Raw genomic sequence first — 16170 nt, 5'->3', positions numbered from 1 at the left:
GCGCTCCTCATTCCGCCGCGATGGCAAGCGGCGCCGCAGGACGCGCAGGGCCGACCGCGACGGGCGTGGGCCGGTCGCCACGGATCGGCTCGAACCGGCCGGCCTCGCCGTCGTAGGCGAAGATCGTGCCGGTCTCGATCTCGAAGTACCAACCGTGCAGGCGGACCTCGCCGCGGGCGAGCTTGGCGGCGACCGAGGGGTGGGTGCGCAGATGGTTGATCTGCACCACTACGTTCTCCATCGACAGCGCCCGACAGGCCGCAGCCTCGTCGATGTCCGGCGGGTAGGCCTCGCAGACGATGCTCTGGGCGGCCGAGGCGTGCTTGAGCCAAGCCTTCACGTTGGGCATCGGCTCAAGGCTCGCGGGATGACGCAGAGCCTTCATCGCCCCGCACTCGGAATGCCCACACACCACGATGTCCGCGACGCCCAGCGCCACGACGGCGTATTCGATCGCCGAGGACACGCCGCCGTTCATCTGCGCGAAAGGCGGGACGATGTTCCCCGCGTTGCGGCAGACGAAGATCTCGCCCGGCCCTGCCTGGGTGATGTGTTCGGGCGCGACGCGGCTGTCGGCGCAGGAGATCACCAGCGCTTTTGGGCTCTGCCCGTCCCGGGCGAGGCGTTGGTAGAGCGCCTTGTCCTTGGTGAAGACTTCACCCTGGAAACGCAGGGCGGCGTCGAAGATGTCGGCCATGTCCAGCTCCTCGCAGAGGTTCGACGAAAGCATGCTGCACCGCGAAATCGCGTGCTTCCATCGATAACAATGGCGATGAGATCGGCCGACAACCTTCCTCACGGAAACGTCAGAAAAGTTAGAATTCGGTGAGATATGCCTGAAAAATGAGCTTTTGAACGATGCGTGCGGACGATCGCTTTGGAACGCATTATCGTTGCGTTATTCCAGGGGATCGTCCTGCGGCGCAGCATTGTCATTCTGATGCGGCGCCAAGTCTTCGAACAGGGCGCGCGCTTCCGTCGCAGGTCCGCGACGGTCGCCGAAGTCGGCGACGCGGAGGACGCGGACGGTCCGCTCAAGAGCGATGGTGAGGACGTCGCCGATCTTCACGCCGCGGCCCGCCGCGGAGATCCGCTGGCCGTTAACGCGGACGTGGCCGGATTGCGCGAGTTCAGCCGCCCGCGCGCGGGTCTTCACGACCCGCGCGCGCCACAGCCAGACGTCGATGCGCAGGCGGGCCGGGGCGACGTCCTCCGGTCCCGCCATCGGGTTCAGGCGTCCGCGTCGCCGTTCTTGCCGGGACCCTTGCCGGGCTTGCCGCCGGTCTTGCCGGGGCTCCCCTTGCCGCCCTGCTCGAGCTGGGCCTTGAGGGCCGCGAGCTTCGCAAAGGGCGAGTCCGGGTCCGGCGCGCGATCGGGCCGCTTAGCCGACGGCGGCGCGGCGTGCCGCGCGCCACGGTCCTCGCGGTCGGGACGCGGGCGATCCTGCCCGGGGCGCCCGCCGTCGCGACGGCCGCGGAACGGCTCGCCGCCGCCCGGCCGGCCTTCGCCGCGGTTGCGGTCGCTTCCGAAGCGAGGACGCTCGCCCGCGGGGCGGCCCGCCCCATCGCGACGGGGCTCCCCGCCTTCGCGACGGGGCTCCCCGCCTTCACGGCGCGGCTGCCCGGCGCCGCCGCTCTCGCGACGGGGTCCGCGCGCCTGATGCGGACGTTCGCCGCGCGGCTCTCCGGCGCGGCCCTGTTCGCGGCCGCGAGGGCGCTGGTTGTCGCGCCGGCCGAAGCCCGCGGGACGCCACACCTCGATCATCTCGGGCTCGGTCGCCACCGCGTCGGCGGCGGGCGCTTCCGGCGCGGCGTCGAGCGCGGCCTCGGCGGCGCTTTCAGCCGCGGCCTCCGCGATCTCGGCCGTAAGTTCCGGCGTCTCGACGCCTTCGTCCTCCAACGCCGCCTCAACCGTCTCCGGCTCCGGCTCGTCGGCGTCAATCGGGTCGATCAGAGCGGGCGCCTGGTCGCCGGCGTCGAATACCGGCGTGTCCGCGGCGACGACCGCGTCGTCGGCGTCCGCGGCGTCGTTCAACGTCGGCTCGTCGGAGGTCGCGGCGACCTCCTCGTCGCTGAGGTCGGAAACTGCGCCCTCGACCGACAGGTCGGGCTCAGCCACGTCGGGCGCGGCGGTTTCGACGGTTTCCGCGACGTCGTCGACCGGCGCGATGGCCTCGGCGCCGTCCGCCTCAGGCGCTGCGAGCGCGGCGGCGACGGGAGGCGACACGGGCGCCTGAGCCTTGGGCCGCCGTTCCATGCGGTAGCCCAGCGACTTCAGGATGGTCGCGAAATCCTCGCCCGAACAGCCGGCGAGCGAGGTCATCGCCACCGTCACGGTGAAAGCGTTGCCGCCGAACGCGCCGGCCGGGATCGCGCCGGACTGGCCGGGCTTCCAGGCGATCGCGGGGCGGATCAGGTCGGCGAGCCGCTCGAGGATGTCGACGCGGATCGCCCGCTCGCCGCAGACGCGGTAACCGAGCGCCCGGTACACGCCCTTGTCGATCTCGGCATCGACCGGGATCGAGGTGCGCCCGGAGGCGGCGAGGTGGGCGATGTCGTCAACCTTGCCGTCCGAGTCCTTGCCGTGGCTCAGCGCCCAGAGCTGGGCGGCGAGCGCCCTCGGCGCCGGCTTCATCAGGGCCGGGAGGTAGAGATGATGCGCGCCGAAGCGCACGCCGTACTTGCGCAACGCCGCGCGTGACGGCTGGTCGAGGCCCTTGACCTCCTCCGCCACCTGCGCACGGTCGAGGACGCCGAGCTCCTCCACGAGCTGGAACGCCACGCCGCGGGCTACGCCGGCGACGTCCTCGGCCTGCTCCAGCGCCGCGAGCGGCCCCAGCAGCTTCTGCACATGCGCGCGGATCCACTGGTCAAGCCGCTTTTCGACCTGCTCGCGCGCCGCGCCCGTCAGTTGGTCGTCGGCGAGGATGCGGATGCGGGGGCTGAGCGTCTTGTCGCCCTTCGACAGCTTGCCGACGAGCTCCCCCTGCCAGCGCACCGCGCCGTCGGAGGCGAGCACCACGTCGCCGTCGCCCACATTGGAGAACCGGTTGGCCCTGGCCTCGATCTCGCCCGCGAGCGCCTTCGAGGCCGCCGCACGCAGCGCCTTGCCCTCGACGGTGTCGGCCGACGAGTCCGGGGCGAACTGGAAGCCCGCGAGCCGTCCGACGTGGTGGCCCTCGACGACCACGTCGCCGTCCTTGTTGATTTCGGCCTCGAGCATGTCCTTTTCCCTGAGGCGGCGCATGAGAACGCTGGTTCGGCGATCGACGAAGCGTTGGGCGAGCCGCTCGTGCAGCGCGTCCGAAAGCTTGTCCTCGACGCCGCGCGTCACTCCTTGCCAGTGGTCCGGGGCGCTCAGCCAATCCGTGCGATTGGCGACGAACGTCCAGGTCCTGATATGCGCGATGCGCGCGGAAAGCGTGTCGATGTCCCCGTCGGCGCGGTCTGTCATTGCGACCTGCCGCGCGAACCAGTCGGTCGGGACCTTACCCGCAGAGCTCAGAAAACCATAGAGCTCCGCGAGAAGTTCGACGTGCTGGGCGGGCGCGATTTTGCGGTAGTCCGGCACCTGGCAGACGTCCCACAGCAGTTCGGTCCGCGCGCGGCCCCGCGCAGCGTCCCTCACGTCAGGATCCCGCGCGAGGGTCATCAGGGCGCGGACATCGTCGGCGTCAGGCGCGCGCGTAAGGCCTTGCTCCGCGGGAGGTCGAGACAGGCTGTCGATCAGGGCGCCGGGCGAAGCGAAGTCCAGCTTCCCGTTCCGCCACTGCAGCACCCGGACGCTGTCGAAGCTGTGAGCCTCGATGCGCTCGGCCAGCTCCGGCTCGAACGGCGCGCAGCGTCCGGTGGTGCCGAAGGTGCCGTCCTTGAGGTGGCGGCCGGCGCGGCCCGCGATCTGGGCCATCTCGGCCGGGTTCAGCCGGCGGTGCTGGTGGCCGTCGAACTTCCGGTCGCCGGCGAAGGCGACGTGGTCGACGTCGAGGTTCAGCCCCATGCCGATCGCGTCGGTCGCGACGAGGTAGTCGACGTCGCCCGCCTGGTACATCGCGACCTGGGCGTTGCGGGTGCGGGGGCTGAGTTTGCCGAGCACCACCGCCGCTCCGCCGCGCTGCCGACGGATGAGCTCCGCGATGGCGTAGACCTCCTCGGCCGAGAAGGCGACGATCGCGGTGCGGGGAGGCAGACGGGTGATCTTGCGCTCGCCGGCGAACAAGAGCTGCGACAGGCGCGGCCGGGTGACGATGTTCGCGCCGGGAAGCAGGCGCTCCACCAAGGGCCGCATGGTGGCGGCGCCGAGCACCAGGGTCTCGTAGCGGCCCCGACGGTTCAGCAGCCGGTCGGTGAAAACGTGGCCGCGGTCGAGGTCCGCGCAGAGCTGGATCTCGTCGATCGCGACGAAATCGACGTCGAGGTCGCGAGGCATGGCCTCGACGGTCGAGACCCAGTAGCGCGCGCCGAGCGGCTTGATCTTTTCCTCGCCCGTGACAAGAGCGACCTTCTCCGCGCCGACCTTCTCGACCAGCCGGCCGTAGACCTCGCGCGCGAGCAGGCGCAGCGGCAGGCCGATCAGCCCGGAGCCATGCGCCGCCATGCGCTCGATGGCGAGGTGGGTCTTGCCGGTGTTGGTGGGTCCGAGCACCGCCGTGACGCCACGGCCGCGGAAAGGCGCGGCGAGGTCCGAGGCGGCGGCCGGCGCAAGCTCTGCGACGTCGGTCATTCACCTCTCCTTAGCATCTCGACGCGGCGGGATGCACGCCCCGCGAGTCAAGGATGAGGGTGCTCGACCGGAACGAGTCTGGAACGAACGGGGGGCGAATCGGCGACTCGGAAGAAATTCGCGATTCGTTCCAAGGGCTTGAATCGACTCGTGATTTCGGATGGGCTCTGCGGAGGCCGCGCTCTGCGGCTGAAAGCCCCAGGCCGCCTCGGGCCCCACGAGCGGGATCAGAGATCCTTGTCCTCGATCGACGCGCGCTGCGCGGGCGCGCCGACGGTGAACGAGCTGGCCGCAATGACCGCCATCCCGATCTCGGTGCGCACGGCGATCTTCCATGGCAGCAACACAGGCGTCCCGGCGACTGGCGCGAGCCAGATCTCCATGTCCTTGTTGCTCTCCATGAACTCGACCTGCTTGCGGCCGGGCCGGTGGCCGGAGATCGCCTTGTACGCCGCCTTGCAGACGACGACCTTGCCTTCGTACTGGCCGGGTCCTGGGGTGGAGGGTTTCACCGTCTCGAAGCGGTCGAACTTCAGCCCCACGTCGAAGCGCTGGCGGCCGTCGAACACGGGCAGCGTGCGGTCGCAGGCCGCGGGCGCCAGCGGGTCGCCGCCGCTCGCCACCGGCATCATCAGCGCGCTCACGGGATCGACCACGCCGCGTTTGTCGGCTTCGGAGATCGGCACGATGCCCTCCGTCCGGGGCGGGGGCTCGACCGACATGGTCCGCACGGCGCCGGACACCAGCGCGAAACGGATCACCTGGCCCTTCTCGCCGGACTTGGTGTTGATGGCGTAGGCGGTCGGCGTCACATGGTCGGCGCGGAACGCTCCGCGCGAGGTGGCGGCGCCGCGGCCTCCGGTCAGGAATTTCGCGAGGCCGGTCATCCGGGCGCTCACGTTCATGTCGTAGGATGAGCCCTTGAACCCCGCCTGCATCGAAGCCGCGCCGATGCCGAAACCGGCGAGCGTCAGGTCGTAGCGGGCGCGGACGCGGGTTTCGGCCGCGGCGGCGGGAATCGCCCAGCCGAGGGCGGCGAGCGCGAGCGCCGAGGCGCCAAGGCGCCGGCGGGTCCAGACGGGCGTTGACGTGGGCATGGGCGGGCTGAGGTCTCGCGGAGCGACTGGGTCGACGACGGCGCGCGTTCGACGCGTGCGACGAAACGAAGGATACAGCCTAAGGCCGATTCGGTCCTTTGTGAGGCTTCGTTTCGCTCGGCGGGCCCGCGCGGCTTTGATTTCTTGACGCTTCGAGCCCTCGCGTCTATAGCGACGCCTTCTCAATTCGAGGCTCGTGGCGCCCGCGCCCGGATCGACTGGTCCGAACGGCGGCGACACACGGGTCGAAGACCTACACTTTCAGGAGTCAGCCCATGTCGCGGCGCTGCGAATTGACCGGCAAGGCCGTGCTGAGCGGCCACAAGGTCAGCCACTCGAACCACAAGACCAAGCGCAAGTTCCGCCCGAACCTGGTGCAGGTCTCGCTGATCTCCGAGGCGCTCGGCCGTTCGGTCCGCCTGCGGGTGTCCGCCCACGCTCTGCGTTCGGTGGAGCACCGCGGCGGCCTCGACGCCTTCCTGACGAAGGCGTCCGAGCTCGACCTCAGCCAGGGCGCGCGCGAGCTGAAGCGCAAGATCGCCAAGTCTGGCGACGCTCCGGCCGCCGAGGCCGCTGCCTCCTGATCTTGCGGTCCCGCGGAGGGCGCACCTCATGGCGCGTCCCGCTCTCGGTCCTGCCAGTCTGATCGTTCCCGCCGCCGCGATGGCCCTGGTCGTCGCGGCGTCGAACGTGTTGGTCCAGCATCCCGTCGAGGCTTTCGGTCTCGGGGACAAGCTGACCTGGGGCGCGTTCACCTATCCGCTCGCCTTTCTCGTCACGGACCTGACGAACCGACGGTTCGGCCCCGCCCTCGCGCGCCGCGTGGTCTGTGTCGGCTTTGCCGCCGCCGTGCTGCTGTCGTTGGGTTTGGCTGCGCCGCGCATCGCGATCGCGTCTGGTGCCGCGTTCCTGTTCGGCCAATTGCTCGACGTCGCGGTGTTCTCGAAGCTGCGCCGGTTGGCGTGGTGGCGGGCGCCGCTGGCCGCGAGCCTTCTCGGCTCGGCCGTCGACACCGCTGTCTTCTTCACGCTCGCCTTCGCCGGCGACGCCGCGATGTCGGCCCCCGTGACGCCGTTCGGCGTCGGCCCGGCGGTTCCGCTGTGGATCAGCCTCGCGGGCTTCGACTTCCTTGTGAAGATCGTGGGGGCGTTCGTCCTGCTCGCCCCCTACGCCGCGCTGATGCGCGCGGTCCGCCCGTTCGAGACGGCCACGGCCGCGCGTTGATCCGCGCGAGATGCGACGGCTAGCGGAGGCCTCAGCTTTTCCAGCCTGAGAACGGCGTCTCCGCCACCGGCGTGAGCGGCGGCTCGCCCTTGGCGAAGGCGGTGAGATTGTCGACCACCAGCTGCGCCATCGCCGCACGGGTGGCGACGGAGGCCGAGCCGACATGCGGGAGCAAAACGGCGTTCGGGAGCGCGATCAGCTCGGCCGGCACCTCCGGCTCCTTCTCGAACACGTCGAGCCCGGCCGCCAGGATGACCCCGTCCCGAAGCGCGGCGATCAGCGCCTGCTCGTCGATCACCGTGCCGCGCGCGACGTTCACCACCACCCCGTTGGAGTCCAGCGCCTCCAGAACCTCGGCGTTGATGAGCTTCGCCGTCGACGGTCCGCCGGGGATGATGACGATCAGCGTATCAACGTCGCGGGCCATGGCGACGAGATCAGGGTAGTGCCGGAAGCTCACCTCCGGGTTCGGCTTGCGCGAGTGGTAGACGATCGGCAGATCGAAGGCCTGCAGGCGCTTTGCGATCACCTGCCCGATGCGGCCCATGCCGACGACGCCGACCGTGCGTCCGCGCAGGCTCGAGGTCAGCCGGTAGGGGCCCTCTTTCGCCCAGCGCCCTTCGCGCACATGCGCCTCCGCGGGCCCGAACTCGCGCACTGCGGCGATCAGCAGGCCGACCGCGGTGTCGGCGACCTCGTCGTTCAGCACATCGGGTGTGTTGGTGACGACGACCCCGTTCTTCGAGGCCCAGCCGGCGTCCACCAGGTCGTAGCCGACGCCGAAGTTCGACACGATCGCGAGGTTCGGGAAGCGCGACAGCAGCGCCTCGTTGACCGGCCGCTTGCCGAACACGCCGATCGCTTGGACGCCCTCGGCGATCTCCGAAAGGAGGGTGTCCTCGGGGTTCGCTTCCCACAGGCGATGGGTCTCAAAAACCTCCTCCAGCGCAGCGAGCGTCGCCTCCGGCGGGCGGCCGGTCAGGAGCAAAACGGGGCGCGTCATGAGGCGATCCTGTTGATTGATTGACGAGGAGCGCGCGGACTTTAGCCGCTCCCGGAGGCCATCACAAAACGTGAAAGCGGCCTTCCGATTTTCTTGTGCGCCTTCCGAACATCTGTGCAATATGCGCAGGCCTGATGCGCGGATCGCGTATGACGGCTCTGCCGAGCGGCGCCCTCGAGAGCGCGGCCGGCGCAGGGAGGACACTGAATGGCATCCGTCGAGATTCGCGACGTTCGCAAAGCCTATGGTTCGACCGCCGTCATCCATGGCGTCAGCGTCGACATCCAGGACGGCGAGTTCGTCATCCTGGTCGGGCCGTCGGGCTGCGGAAAGTCGACGCTGCTGCGGATGATCGCGGGTCTCGAGAGCATCACCGGCGGCGAGATCCTGATCGGCGGGCGGGTCGTGAACGACGTGCCGCCGAAGGAGCGGGACATCGCCATGGTGTTCCAGAACTACGCGCTCTACCCCCACATGACGGTGGCGGACAACATGAGCTTCTCGATGAAGCTCAAGAAGGCGCCGCAGTCCGAGATCGACGCCCGCGTGAAGACCGCGGCCGGCATCCTCGGGCTGGAAAAGCTGCTTGACCGCTACCCGCGCCAGCTCTCCGGCGGTCAGCGTCAGCGCGTCGCCATGGGGCGCGCCATCGTGCGCGATCCGCAGGTGTTCCTGTTCGACGAGCCGCTGTCGAACCTCGACGCCAAGCTGCGCGTCGAGGTCCGCACCGAGATCAAAGAGCTGCACCAGCGGCTCAAGACCACGACGGTCTACGTCACCCACGACCAGATCGAGGCCATGACCATGGCCGACAAGATCGTGGTGATGCACGACGGGATCGTCGAGCAGATCGGCGCGCCGCTGGATCTCTACGACAACCCGGCGAACACCTTCGTCGCGGGCTTCATCGGTTCGCCGGCCATGAACTTCATCAAGGGCAAGGTGGCGACCAACGGTTCGGCCACCTTCCGCACCGACGACGGAGTGGACTTGCCGCTCGCCCGCGCGCCTGCGGCCTCCGACGGCCGCCCGGCGATCTACGGCGTGCGGCCCGAGCACTTCACGGTGTCCGACAGCGGACTTCCGGCCGAAGTGGTGGTGGTGGAGCCGACCGGCTCCGAGACCCAGGTCTTCGCCAAGCTCGGCCAGAAGGAGGTCGTCGGCATCTTCCGCGAGCGGATCTCCATCGCCCCCGGCGACAGGATCATGCTCGCTCCGAACCCGGGCCTGGTCCACCTGTTCGACGCGGAGACCGGCGTCCGAATCTGATTTGTCCCGACGTCTTTTTCCGACGCACCGCCGGCGCTCAAGAACGATCGGCGGACGTCCCAAGGAGGAACCGATGAAGTTTACCCGACGCGACGTGCTCGCGACCGGCGCCGGCCTCGGCGCGGCCTCTCTGATCGGCGGCGTACCCGCCTTTGCGCAAGGCGCGGCCAAGATCGAGCCGGAGAAGGGCGCAAGCCTGCGCGTCCTGCGCTGGTCCCCCTTCGTGAAGGGCGACGAAGACGCCTGGATCGCGAACACCAAGAAGTTCACCGAAGCGACCGGCGTCGAGGTTCGGATCGACAAGGAAAGCTGGGAGGACATCCGTCCGAAGGCGGCGGTCGCCGCAAACGTCGGCTCGGGTCCGGACATCATGTTCGTGTGGTTCGACGATCCGCAGCAGTATCCCGACAAGCTGCTGGACGTGAGCGACATCGCCGGCCAGATCGGCTCGGCCCATGGCGGCTGGTACGAAGGTCCGGCGTCCTACGCCAAGAGCGGCGACAAGTTCGTCGGCCTGCCGCTTGCGGTCATCGGCAACGCGGTGTGCTACCGCGACAGCTGGGTCAAGCAGGCCGGCTTCTCCGAGTTCCCGAAGGACACCGCGGGCTTCCTCGAGCTCTGCAAGGCGCTCAAGGGCATCAACCATCCGGCCGGCTTCACCCATGGCCACGGCGTCGGCGACGGCAACAACTACGCGCACTGGCTGCTGTGGAGCCACGGCGGCCAAGTGGTCGACGAGAACAGCAAGGTGGTGCTCGACAGCCCCGAGACGATCGCGGCGGTGAAGTACGCCTCCGAGCTCTACAAGACCTTCATCCCCGGCACCGAGAGCTGGCTCGACGTCAACAACAACCGCGCCTTCCTCGCGGGCGAAGTGTCGATGACCGCCAACGGCATCTCACTCGCCTACGCCACCAAGAAGGATCCGAAGCTCGCCGAGATGGCGGCGGATCTGAAGACCACGAACTTCCCCGTGGGACCGGTGGGCAAGAAGGTCGAGCTGTTCCAGGTCACGACGCTGATCGCGTTCAAGTACACGAAGTTCCCCAACGCGGTGAAGGCGTACATGCAGTTCATGTACGACGAGGCGCAGATGGCCGACTGGGTCACGCAGTCGAGCGGCTACTGCTGCCAGACGCTGAAGGGCTACGCGAACAACCCGGTATGGACCGCCGACCCGCTCGCCGCTCCTTACGCCGTCGCCTCGGAGACGCTCCGCCCGAACGGCTACGCCGGCCCGCTCGGCACCGCATCGGCGGGCTTCATGGCGGACTACGTGCTCGTCGACATGTTCGCCGAAGCCGTGACCGGCCAGCGGAGCCCGGAAGAGGCGGTCAAGCGCGCCGCCAAGCGCGCCGAGCGCTACTACCGGACGTGATCCGACCCTGAGGAGCGTCATCCCGGACGGCTTTAAGGCCGATCCGGGGTCGTCCGCCGGACGAGGCGCTTTCCTGATGACGATCCCGGCTCGACGGCTTCGCCGCCGTCCGGGATGACGGCCCAGAGGCACGCATGACCGCCGCCGCAGATCACCTGACCCATCCGGCCGCAAGGCGCTCGCTGACGTCGCGGATCGCGCACAGCCGGCACCTCCTCGGCCTCGTCTTCATGCTGCCGGCGGCGATCCTGCTGCTCGTGTTCCTGACCTATCCGCTCGGGCTTGGGGTCTATCTCGGCTTCACCGACACCACGATCGGGCGCGACGGCATCTGGATCGGGCTCGAGAACTACGAGCTCTTGATGGAAGACAGCGTCTTCCTGCTGTCGGTGTTCAACACGATCTTCTACACGCTCGTGGCGTCGATCTTGAAGTTCGCGCTCGGCCTCTGGCTCGCGCTGATCCTGAACGAACACCTGCCGTTCAAGGCGTTCTTCCGCGCCGTCGTGCTGCTGCCATGGGTGGTGCCGACCGTGCTGTCGGCGATCGCCTTCTGGTGGATCTTCGACGCGCAGTTCTCGGTGCTGTCCTGGGCGCTGATCAAGCTCGGGATCATCGACAGCAACATCAACTTCCTGGGCGATCCCTGGGCCGCGCGCGCCTCGGTGATCGCGGCGAACGTCTGGCGCGGCATCCCCTTCGTGGCCATCACGTTGCTCGCCGGCCTGCAGACCATCTCGCCCTCGCTGCACGAGGCCGCGACGCTCGACGGCGCCACCTCCTGGCAGCGCTTCCGCCACGTCACGCTGCCGATGCTTACCCCGATCATCGCGGTGGTGATGACCTTCTCGGTGCTCTTCACCTTCACCGACTTCCAGCTGATCTACGTGCTGACCCGCGGCGGGCCGGTGAACGCGACGCACCTCATGGCGACGCTCTCGTTCCAGCGCGCCATCCCCGGCGGCAATCTGGGCGAAGGCGCCGCGATCGCGGTCGCAATGATCCCGTTCCTGCTGGGCGCGATCCTGTTCAGCTATTTCGGCCTGCAGCGCCGCAAGTGGCAGCAGGGGGGAGCGGACTGATGGAACGGCCCCTCATCGTCATCCCGGACGAAGCGGCTCAGCCGCACAGAGCCGGGATCGCCCCAAGGACAAAGCGCCTTTCCCGGCGCACGATCCCGGCTCTCCGCTTCGCTGCGGCCGGGATGACGACTGCGAGGCTTTCATGACCGCCGTCCACACCGCCGCCGCGCCGCGAGCGAAGAAGGCCAAGGTCGCCGACGAAGGCGGCATGGGGTTCCACGACAAGCTGCCGCGGAAGATCGTCACGATCTACATACCGCTCGCGATCTTCGTGTTCGTGCTGCTGTTCCCGTTCTACTGGATGGCGATCACAGCGATCAAACCGAACGAGCAGCTGACCGATTACGCCAACTACAGCCCGTTCTGGGTGGCGAAACCGACGCTCGACCACATCAAGTATCTGCTGTTCCAGACCTCGTACCCGAACTGGCTCTGGAACACGGTCGTCATCTCGGTCTGCGCCACCGCGCTGTCGCTGGTCGCCTCGGTGTTCGCGGCCTACGCGATCGAGCGCCTGCGCTTCCGCGGCTCCAAGATCGTCGGCCTCGGCATCTTCCTCGCCTATCTCGTGCCGCCGTCGATCCTGTTCATCCCGCTCGCGCTGATGGTGTTCAAGCTCGGGCTCTACGACACAAAGTTCGCGCTGATCCTGACCTACCCGACCTTCCTTGTGCCGTTCTGCACCTGGCTGCTGATGGGCTACTTCCGCTCGATCCCGTACGAGCTGGAGGAGTGCGCGCTGATCGACGGCGCCAGCCGCTGGCAGATCCTCACCAAGATCATGCTGCCCCTGGCGGTGCCCGGCCTGATCTCGGCGGGCATCTTCGCCTTCACGCTGTCGTGGAACGAGTTCATCTACGCGCTGACCTTCATCCAGTCGTCGGAGGGCAAGACGATCCCGACCGGCGTGCTGACGGAGCTCGTGCGTTCCGACGTCTACGAGTGGGGCTCGCTGATGGCGGGCGCGCTGTTCGGGTCCCTGCCGGTCGTCATCCTCTACTCGTTCTTCGTGGACTACTACGTCTCGTCGATGACTGGCGCCGTGAAGGAGTAAGCCTTGGGAATGGAGCGCATCGGTTTCGTCGGCCTTGGCCTCATGGGACACGGCATGGCGAAGAACCTGGTCGAGAAGGGTTATCCGCTCACCGTGATCGCGCATCGCAAGCGAGAGGCCGTCGAGGACCTCGTCGCGCGCGGGGCGACCGAAGCGAAGAGCTTGGACGAGCTCGCCGGCGCCTCCGACGTGGTCGTGATCTGCGTGACGGGTTCGCCGCAGGTCGAGGAGACCGTGGCGGGCCTGAAGGGGCGGCTCGCCTCCGGCGCGCTGGTGATCGACGCCTCGACGGCGGATCCGACCTCGACCGCCAAACTTCACGCCGAGCTGCAGGCGATCGGCGTCACGCTGGTCGACGCGCCGCTCGCCCGCACGCCGAACGAGGCGTGGGAGGGCAAGCTCGACACCATGGTCGGCTGCGATCCCGAGACCTTCGCGCGGGTGAAGCCGATCGTGTCGACCTACGCCTCGAACGTTGTGCATGTCGGGCCGTTCGGCGCCGGCCACACGCTGAAGCTCGTGAACAACTTCGTCGCCCAGGGCTACGGCGCGCTCTACTCCGAGGCGCTCGCCGTCGCCATCAAGTCCGGCATCGCGCCCAAGACCTTCGACGCTTGGATGCGCGGAACGCGGATGATGAACGGCTACTACGACACCTTCATGCGCTCGGCGATCGACGGCGAGACCGAGGCCTTCCGCTTCACCGCCCGCAACGCGCTGAAGGACTGCCTCTACCTCGAGTCGCTCGAGAACGGCCTCGCGATGTCGAACCCGCTGTCGAACGCGGTGAAGAACATGTTCGCCCACGCTGTCAGCCAGGGCCGCGGCGACGAATACGTGCCGGTGATCGCCGAACTGGTGGCGAAGGCCAACGGCGTGACGATCGAGAAGGCGTAAGGGACGACGTCGTTCCCGCCGGACTCCGGACAGACGCGGGCGCCCCCCGCGTCAGCGCTCCGGTCCGGCGGGGGCGATGTCTGCCGTCTTCACCACGCGGCCGCGGCGCTCGCGCATCAGCAGGTAGAGCCCCGAGCCGATGACGATGCCGGCGCCCGCCAGCGTCCACAGGCCGGGCACATGGCCGAAGATCACGAAGCCAAGCGCCGCCGCGGCGATGAGCTGGGTGTAGATGAACGGCGACAGGACGGCCGCCGGCGCGAGCCTGTGGGCGGCGATGAAGAAGTAGTGGCCGAGCGCGCCGAAACCGCCGACAGCGACCATGAGCGCCCAGCCCTGCCACGTCGGCCAGGTCCAGACGAAAGGCGCGAGCGGCGTCACGAGCGCGGCCCCGATCAGGCTCGAGTAGAACAGCGTGGTCGAGGTGGCGTCATGCCCCGCGAGCATGCGCGTGGTGATGATGTAGAGCGCGTAGAACAGGCAGTTCAGGAACGACAGCGCCGCGGCGGGATGGATCCCGCCGAGCCCCGGCCGGGTCACCACCAGCACGCCGAGGAAGCCGACCAGGATCGCCGCAAGGCGTTTGGGCCCGACCCACTCGCCGAGCATCGGTCCGGCCAAAATCGCGACCACGAACGGCGTCGCGAAGGTGATGGTCATCGCTTCGTCGAGCTGCAGGTACTTCAGCGCGACGAAGTTGCTGGCGGTCGAGAGCACCAGGAGCGTCGCCCGCCCGATCTGCAGCGGCAGCTTCTTCGTCCGCGTGATGCCGGGCGTGGTCCAGGGATTCAGAAAAACGAAGGCCAGCAGGAAGTGAAAGGCGTACCGCGCCCACACCGCCTGGATCGCGTGCATCTGGTGATTCAGCGTCTTCGCGATCGCGTCGAGGCACGCGAAGCAGGCGAGCGCCGCCAGCATCAGGCCGATGCCCTTCAGCCGCGCCGCGCGCGCCGCCTCGCTCGTCGCCTCCAGATTGCCCGCGAACCGCGGGGAGCCGTCGGCCATCAGTAGGTCGCCCGGCCGCCCGACACGTCGAACACCGATCCGGTGGTGAAGGAGCATTCCTTGGACGCCGCGAACACGATGAGGCTCGCGACCTCCTCCACCTCGACGAATCGTCCGCGTGGAATCTTCGATAGCATGTAGCCGATGAACTCCTCGGTCATCTGCGAGAAGATCTCAGTCTTAGCGGCCGCCGGCGTCACCGCGTTGACGGCGATGTCATAGGCGGCGAGCTCCTTGCCCAGCGATTTCGTCAGCGCGATCAGCGCCGCCTTCGAGGCGGAGTAGGCGGGGGCGTTCGGGTTGCCCTCCTTGCCGGCGATCGAGGCGACGTTGACGATGCGGCCGTAGCCCTGGCCGATCATCACAGGCGCCACCGCGCGGCAGCAGTGGAACGGGCCGTCGAGGTTGATCGCCATCACCTGGCGCCAGGCGTCGAGGTCATACTCCCAGGTCGGCGCGTTGGGGCCGGCGATCCCGGCGTTGTTCACCAGAACGTCGATCCGGGAGAATCGGTCGAGCGTGGCGTCGCGGGCGCGCTCCACCGAACCGTAGTCCGTCACGTCGACGGCGACGGCCAGGGCGGCGGGTCCCAGCTCGCGGGCCGTCTCTTCGGCCTTCGCCGCGTCGCGGTCCCACAGCGCGACGCGCGCGCCGCCTTCGATCAGACGTTCGGCGACGGCGCGGCCGATGCCGCGCGCGCCCCCGGTGACGACCGCGGCGCGGTCGGCGAAATCATAGATGTTGGCCAAGGCGCATCCTCGAACGGGATCGGCCGATCTTCTCGTCGGCGCGACCGGAGGCCAAAAATGTTCACGAGATGAAAAAAAGAACAAGCCCGCTTTGCGGCGTCCGGGCATGAGCGCCGCTCATGCGACGGCCCAAGGGCGAGGGCGACGGTTACTCGTCGGCCTCTTCGGCGAGGTCGTCCGCCGGCGCGGGCGCCGGCGCTCCGCCCAGCTGATCGCCGAGGGTGCGGCCCATCTTGCGGAGCAGCTTCTTCAGCCGTTTGCGGTCCTTGCCGTCCAGCCCTTCCACCATCTCGGCCTCAAGCCTCGCCCAGACGCCTTCGACCGCTTCGGCACGGCGCCGGCCCTCGTCCGTGAGCCCGACGCGCACCACGCGGCCGTCGCCGCCCGGCGCCGACCGGCGCTCGACCAGAGATTGCGCGGCGAGGCGAGCGACGGTCTTCGAGGCCGTAGGAGGCCGCACGCGCAGATGAGCGGCGAGATCGCCCATCGTGCGGTCTTCGCCGGCGAGCAGCGTCAGAACCTGCTCCTGCCCTGGAAATAGGCCGAGTTCACTGAGGAGCTGCGCGGCGCGGGCGCGGTGCAGCCGCGCCGCGTGAACAAGCTCGTAACCGACGGTCTTGGAGTAAGGGCTTTTCATTGATCTGCCTCGGCCGCCCAGCCGATGCTATGCGTGAGAGACTTCTTAAAGTCGAC

At 68.5% G+C, this 16170-nt stretch carries 15 protein-coding genes; 7 read left to right on the top strand and 8 right to left on the bottom strand.

The window, feature by feature from the left end; translation table 11 throughout:
- Positions 1-7: 7 nt before the first annotated feature.
- The 4 genes from METY_RS01965 to METY_RS01950 form a co-directional block, all read right to left on the bottom strand.
- Positions 8-697, bottom strand: coding sequence for a carbonic anhydrase (locus METY_RS01965; RefSeq protein WP_103119769.1), 690 nt, complete (start codon positions 695-697; stop codon positions 8-10).
- 201 nt (positions 698-898) lie between these two features.
- A complete protein-coding gene (locus tag METY_RS01960) occupies positions 899-1225 on the bottom strand; it encodes an RNA-binding S4 domain-containing protein (RefSeq protein ID WP_103119697.1) in 327 nt (108 codons plus the stop codon).
- A 5-nt stretch (positions 1226-1230) separates the two neighbouring features.
- Positions 1231-4719, bottom strand: a complete 3489-nt coding sequence (locus METY_RS01955; protein WP_103119696.1) for a helicase-related protein — start codon at positions 4717-4719, stop codon at positions 1231-1233.
- A 227-nt stretch (positions 4720-4946) separates the two neighbouring features.
- Positions 4947-5816, bottom strand: a complete 870-nt coding sequence (locus METY_RS01950) for a DUF3108 domain-containing protein (RefSeq protein ID WP_244593474.1) — start codon at positions 5814-5816, stop codon at positions 4947-4949.
- 275 nt (positions 5817-6091) lie between these two features.
- Here METY_RS01950 and rpmB point away from each other — a divergent pair, with 275 nt between their 5' ends.
- Together rpmB and METY_RS01940 are read left to right on the top strand one after the other, a co-directional pair.
- The gene (gene rpmB, locus METY_RS01945; RefSeq protein ID WP_103119695.1) at positions 6092-6400 is read left to right on the top strand and encodes a 50S ribosomal protein L28; all 309 of its coding nucleotides are present in this window, start codon (positions 6092-6094) and stop codon (positions 6398-6400) included.
- 28 nt (positions 6401-6428) lie between these two features.
- Positions 6429-7040 carry a queuosine precursor transporter gene (locus METY_RS01940; RefSeq protein ID WP_103119694.1) on the top strand — a complete coding sequence of 204 codons (612 nt, stop codon included), beginning with the start codon at positions 6429-6431 and terminating at the stop codon, positions 7038-7040.
- 31 nt (positions 7041-7071) lie between these two features.
- Here the strand turns inward: METY_RS01940 and METY_RS01935 are convergent, their stop codons facing one another.
- Entirely contained in the window at positions 7072-8043 is a 972-nt protein-coding gene (locus tag METY_RS01935; protein ID WP_103119693.1) for a 2-hydroxyacid dehydrogenase, read from the bottom strand.
- Between the two features lie 207 nt (positions 8044-8250).
- Here METY_RS01935 and METY_RS01930 point away from each other — a divergent pair, with 207 nt between their 5' ends.
- The 5 genes from METY_RS01930 (at position 8251) to METY_RS01910 (ending at position 13723) form a co-directional block, all read left to right on the top strand.
- The gene (locus tag METY_RS01930) at positions 8251-9312 is read left to right on the top strand and encodes an ABC transporter ATP-binding protein (protein ID WP_103119692.1); all 1062 of its coding nucleotides are present in this window, start codon (positions 8251-8253) and stop codon (positions 9310-9312) included.
- 73 nt (positions 9313-9385) lie between these two features.
- Positions 9386-10690, top strand: a complete 1305-nt coding sequence (locus METY_RS01925) for an ABC transporter substrate-binding protein (RefSeq protein ID WP_103119691.1) — start codon at positions 9386-9388, stop codon at positions 10688-10690.
- A 155-nt stretch (positions 10691-10845) separates the two neighbouring features.
- Positions 10846-11772, top strand: coding sequence for a carbohydrate ABC transporter permease (locus METY_RS01920; RefSeq protein WP_200819572.1), 927 nt, complete (start codon positions 10846-10848; stop codon positions 11770-11772).
- Positions 11773-11980: 208 nt separating this feature from the next.
- Positions 11981-12826 (top strand): carbohydrate ABC transporter permease, encoded by an 846-nt coding sequence (locus METY_RS01915; protein ID WP_103119768.1) that lies wholly within the window; start codon positions 11981-11983, stop codon positions 12824-12826.
- 9 nt (positions 12827-12835) lie between these two features.
- Positions 12836-13723: an NAD(P)-dependent oxidoreductase gene (locus tag METY_RS01910; protein WP_103119689.1), complete on the top strand. Its 888-nt coding sequence runs from the start codon at positions 12836-12838 to the stop codon at positions 13721-13723.
- 51 nt (positions 13724-13774) lie between these two features.
- Here METY_RS01910 and METY_RS01905 read toward each other — a convergent pair whose 3' ends face one another.
- The 3 genes from METY_RS01905 to METY_RS01895 all read right to left on the bottom strand — a co-directional run bounded on the left by METY_RS01905 (position 13775) and on the right by METY_RS01895 (position 16114).
- Positions 13775-14728: a DMT family transporter gene (locus tag METY_RS01905; RefSeq protein ID WP_103119688.1), complete on the bottom strand. Its 954-nt coding sequence runs from the start codon at positions 14726-14728 to the stop codon at positions 13775-13777.
- Positions 14728-15477 (bottom strand): SDR family NAD(P)-dependent oxidoreductase, encoded by a 750-nt coding sequence (locus METY_RS01900; protein WP_103119687.1) that lies wholly within the window; start codon positions 15475-15477, stop codon positions 14728-14730. The genes METY_RS01905 and METY_RS01900 overlap by 1 nt, the downstream gene beginning before the upstream one ends.
- Before the next feature lie 148 nt (positions 15478-15625).
- Positions 15626-16114, bottom strand: a complete 489-nt coding sequence (locus METY_RS01895) for a MarR family winged helix-turn-helix transcriptional regulator (protein ID WP_103119686.1) — start codon at positions 16112-16114, stop codon at positions 15626-15628.
- Between the last annotated feature and the right edge of the window lie 56 nt (positions 16115-16170).

The sequence above is a fragment of the Methylopila sp. Yamaguchi genome (assembly GCF_002897035.1).
In the GTDB taxonomy this organism is placed as follows: Bacteria; Pseudomonadota; Alphaproteobacteria; order Rhizobiales; family Methylopilaceae; genus Methylopila.
The sequence above is the reverse complement of the archived record's forward strand: the minus strand, read 5'-3'. Positions and strand labels throughout refer to the sequence as shown.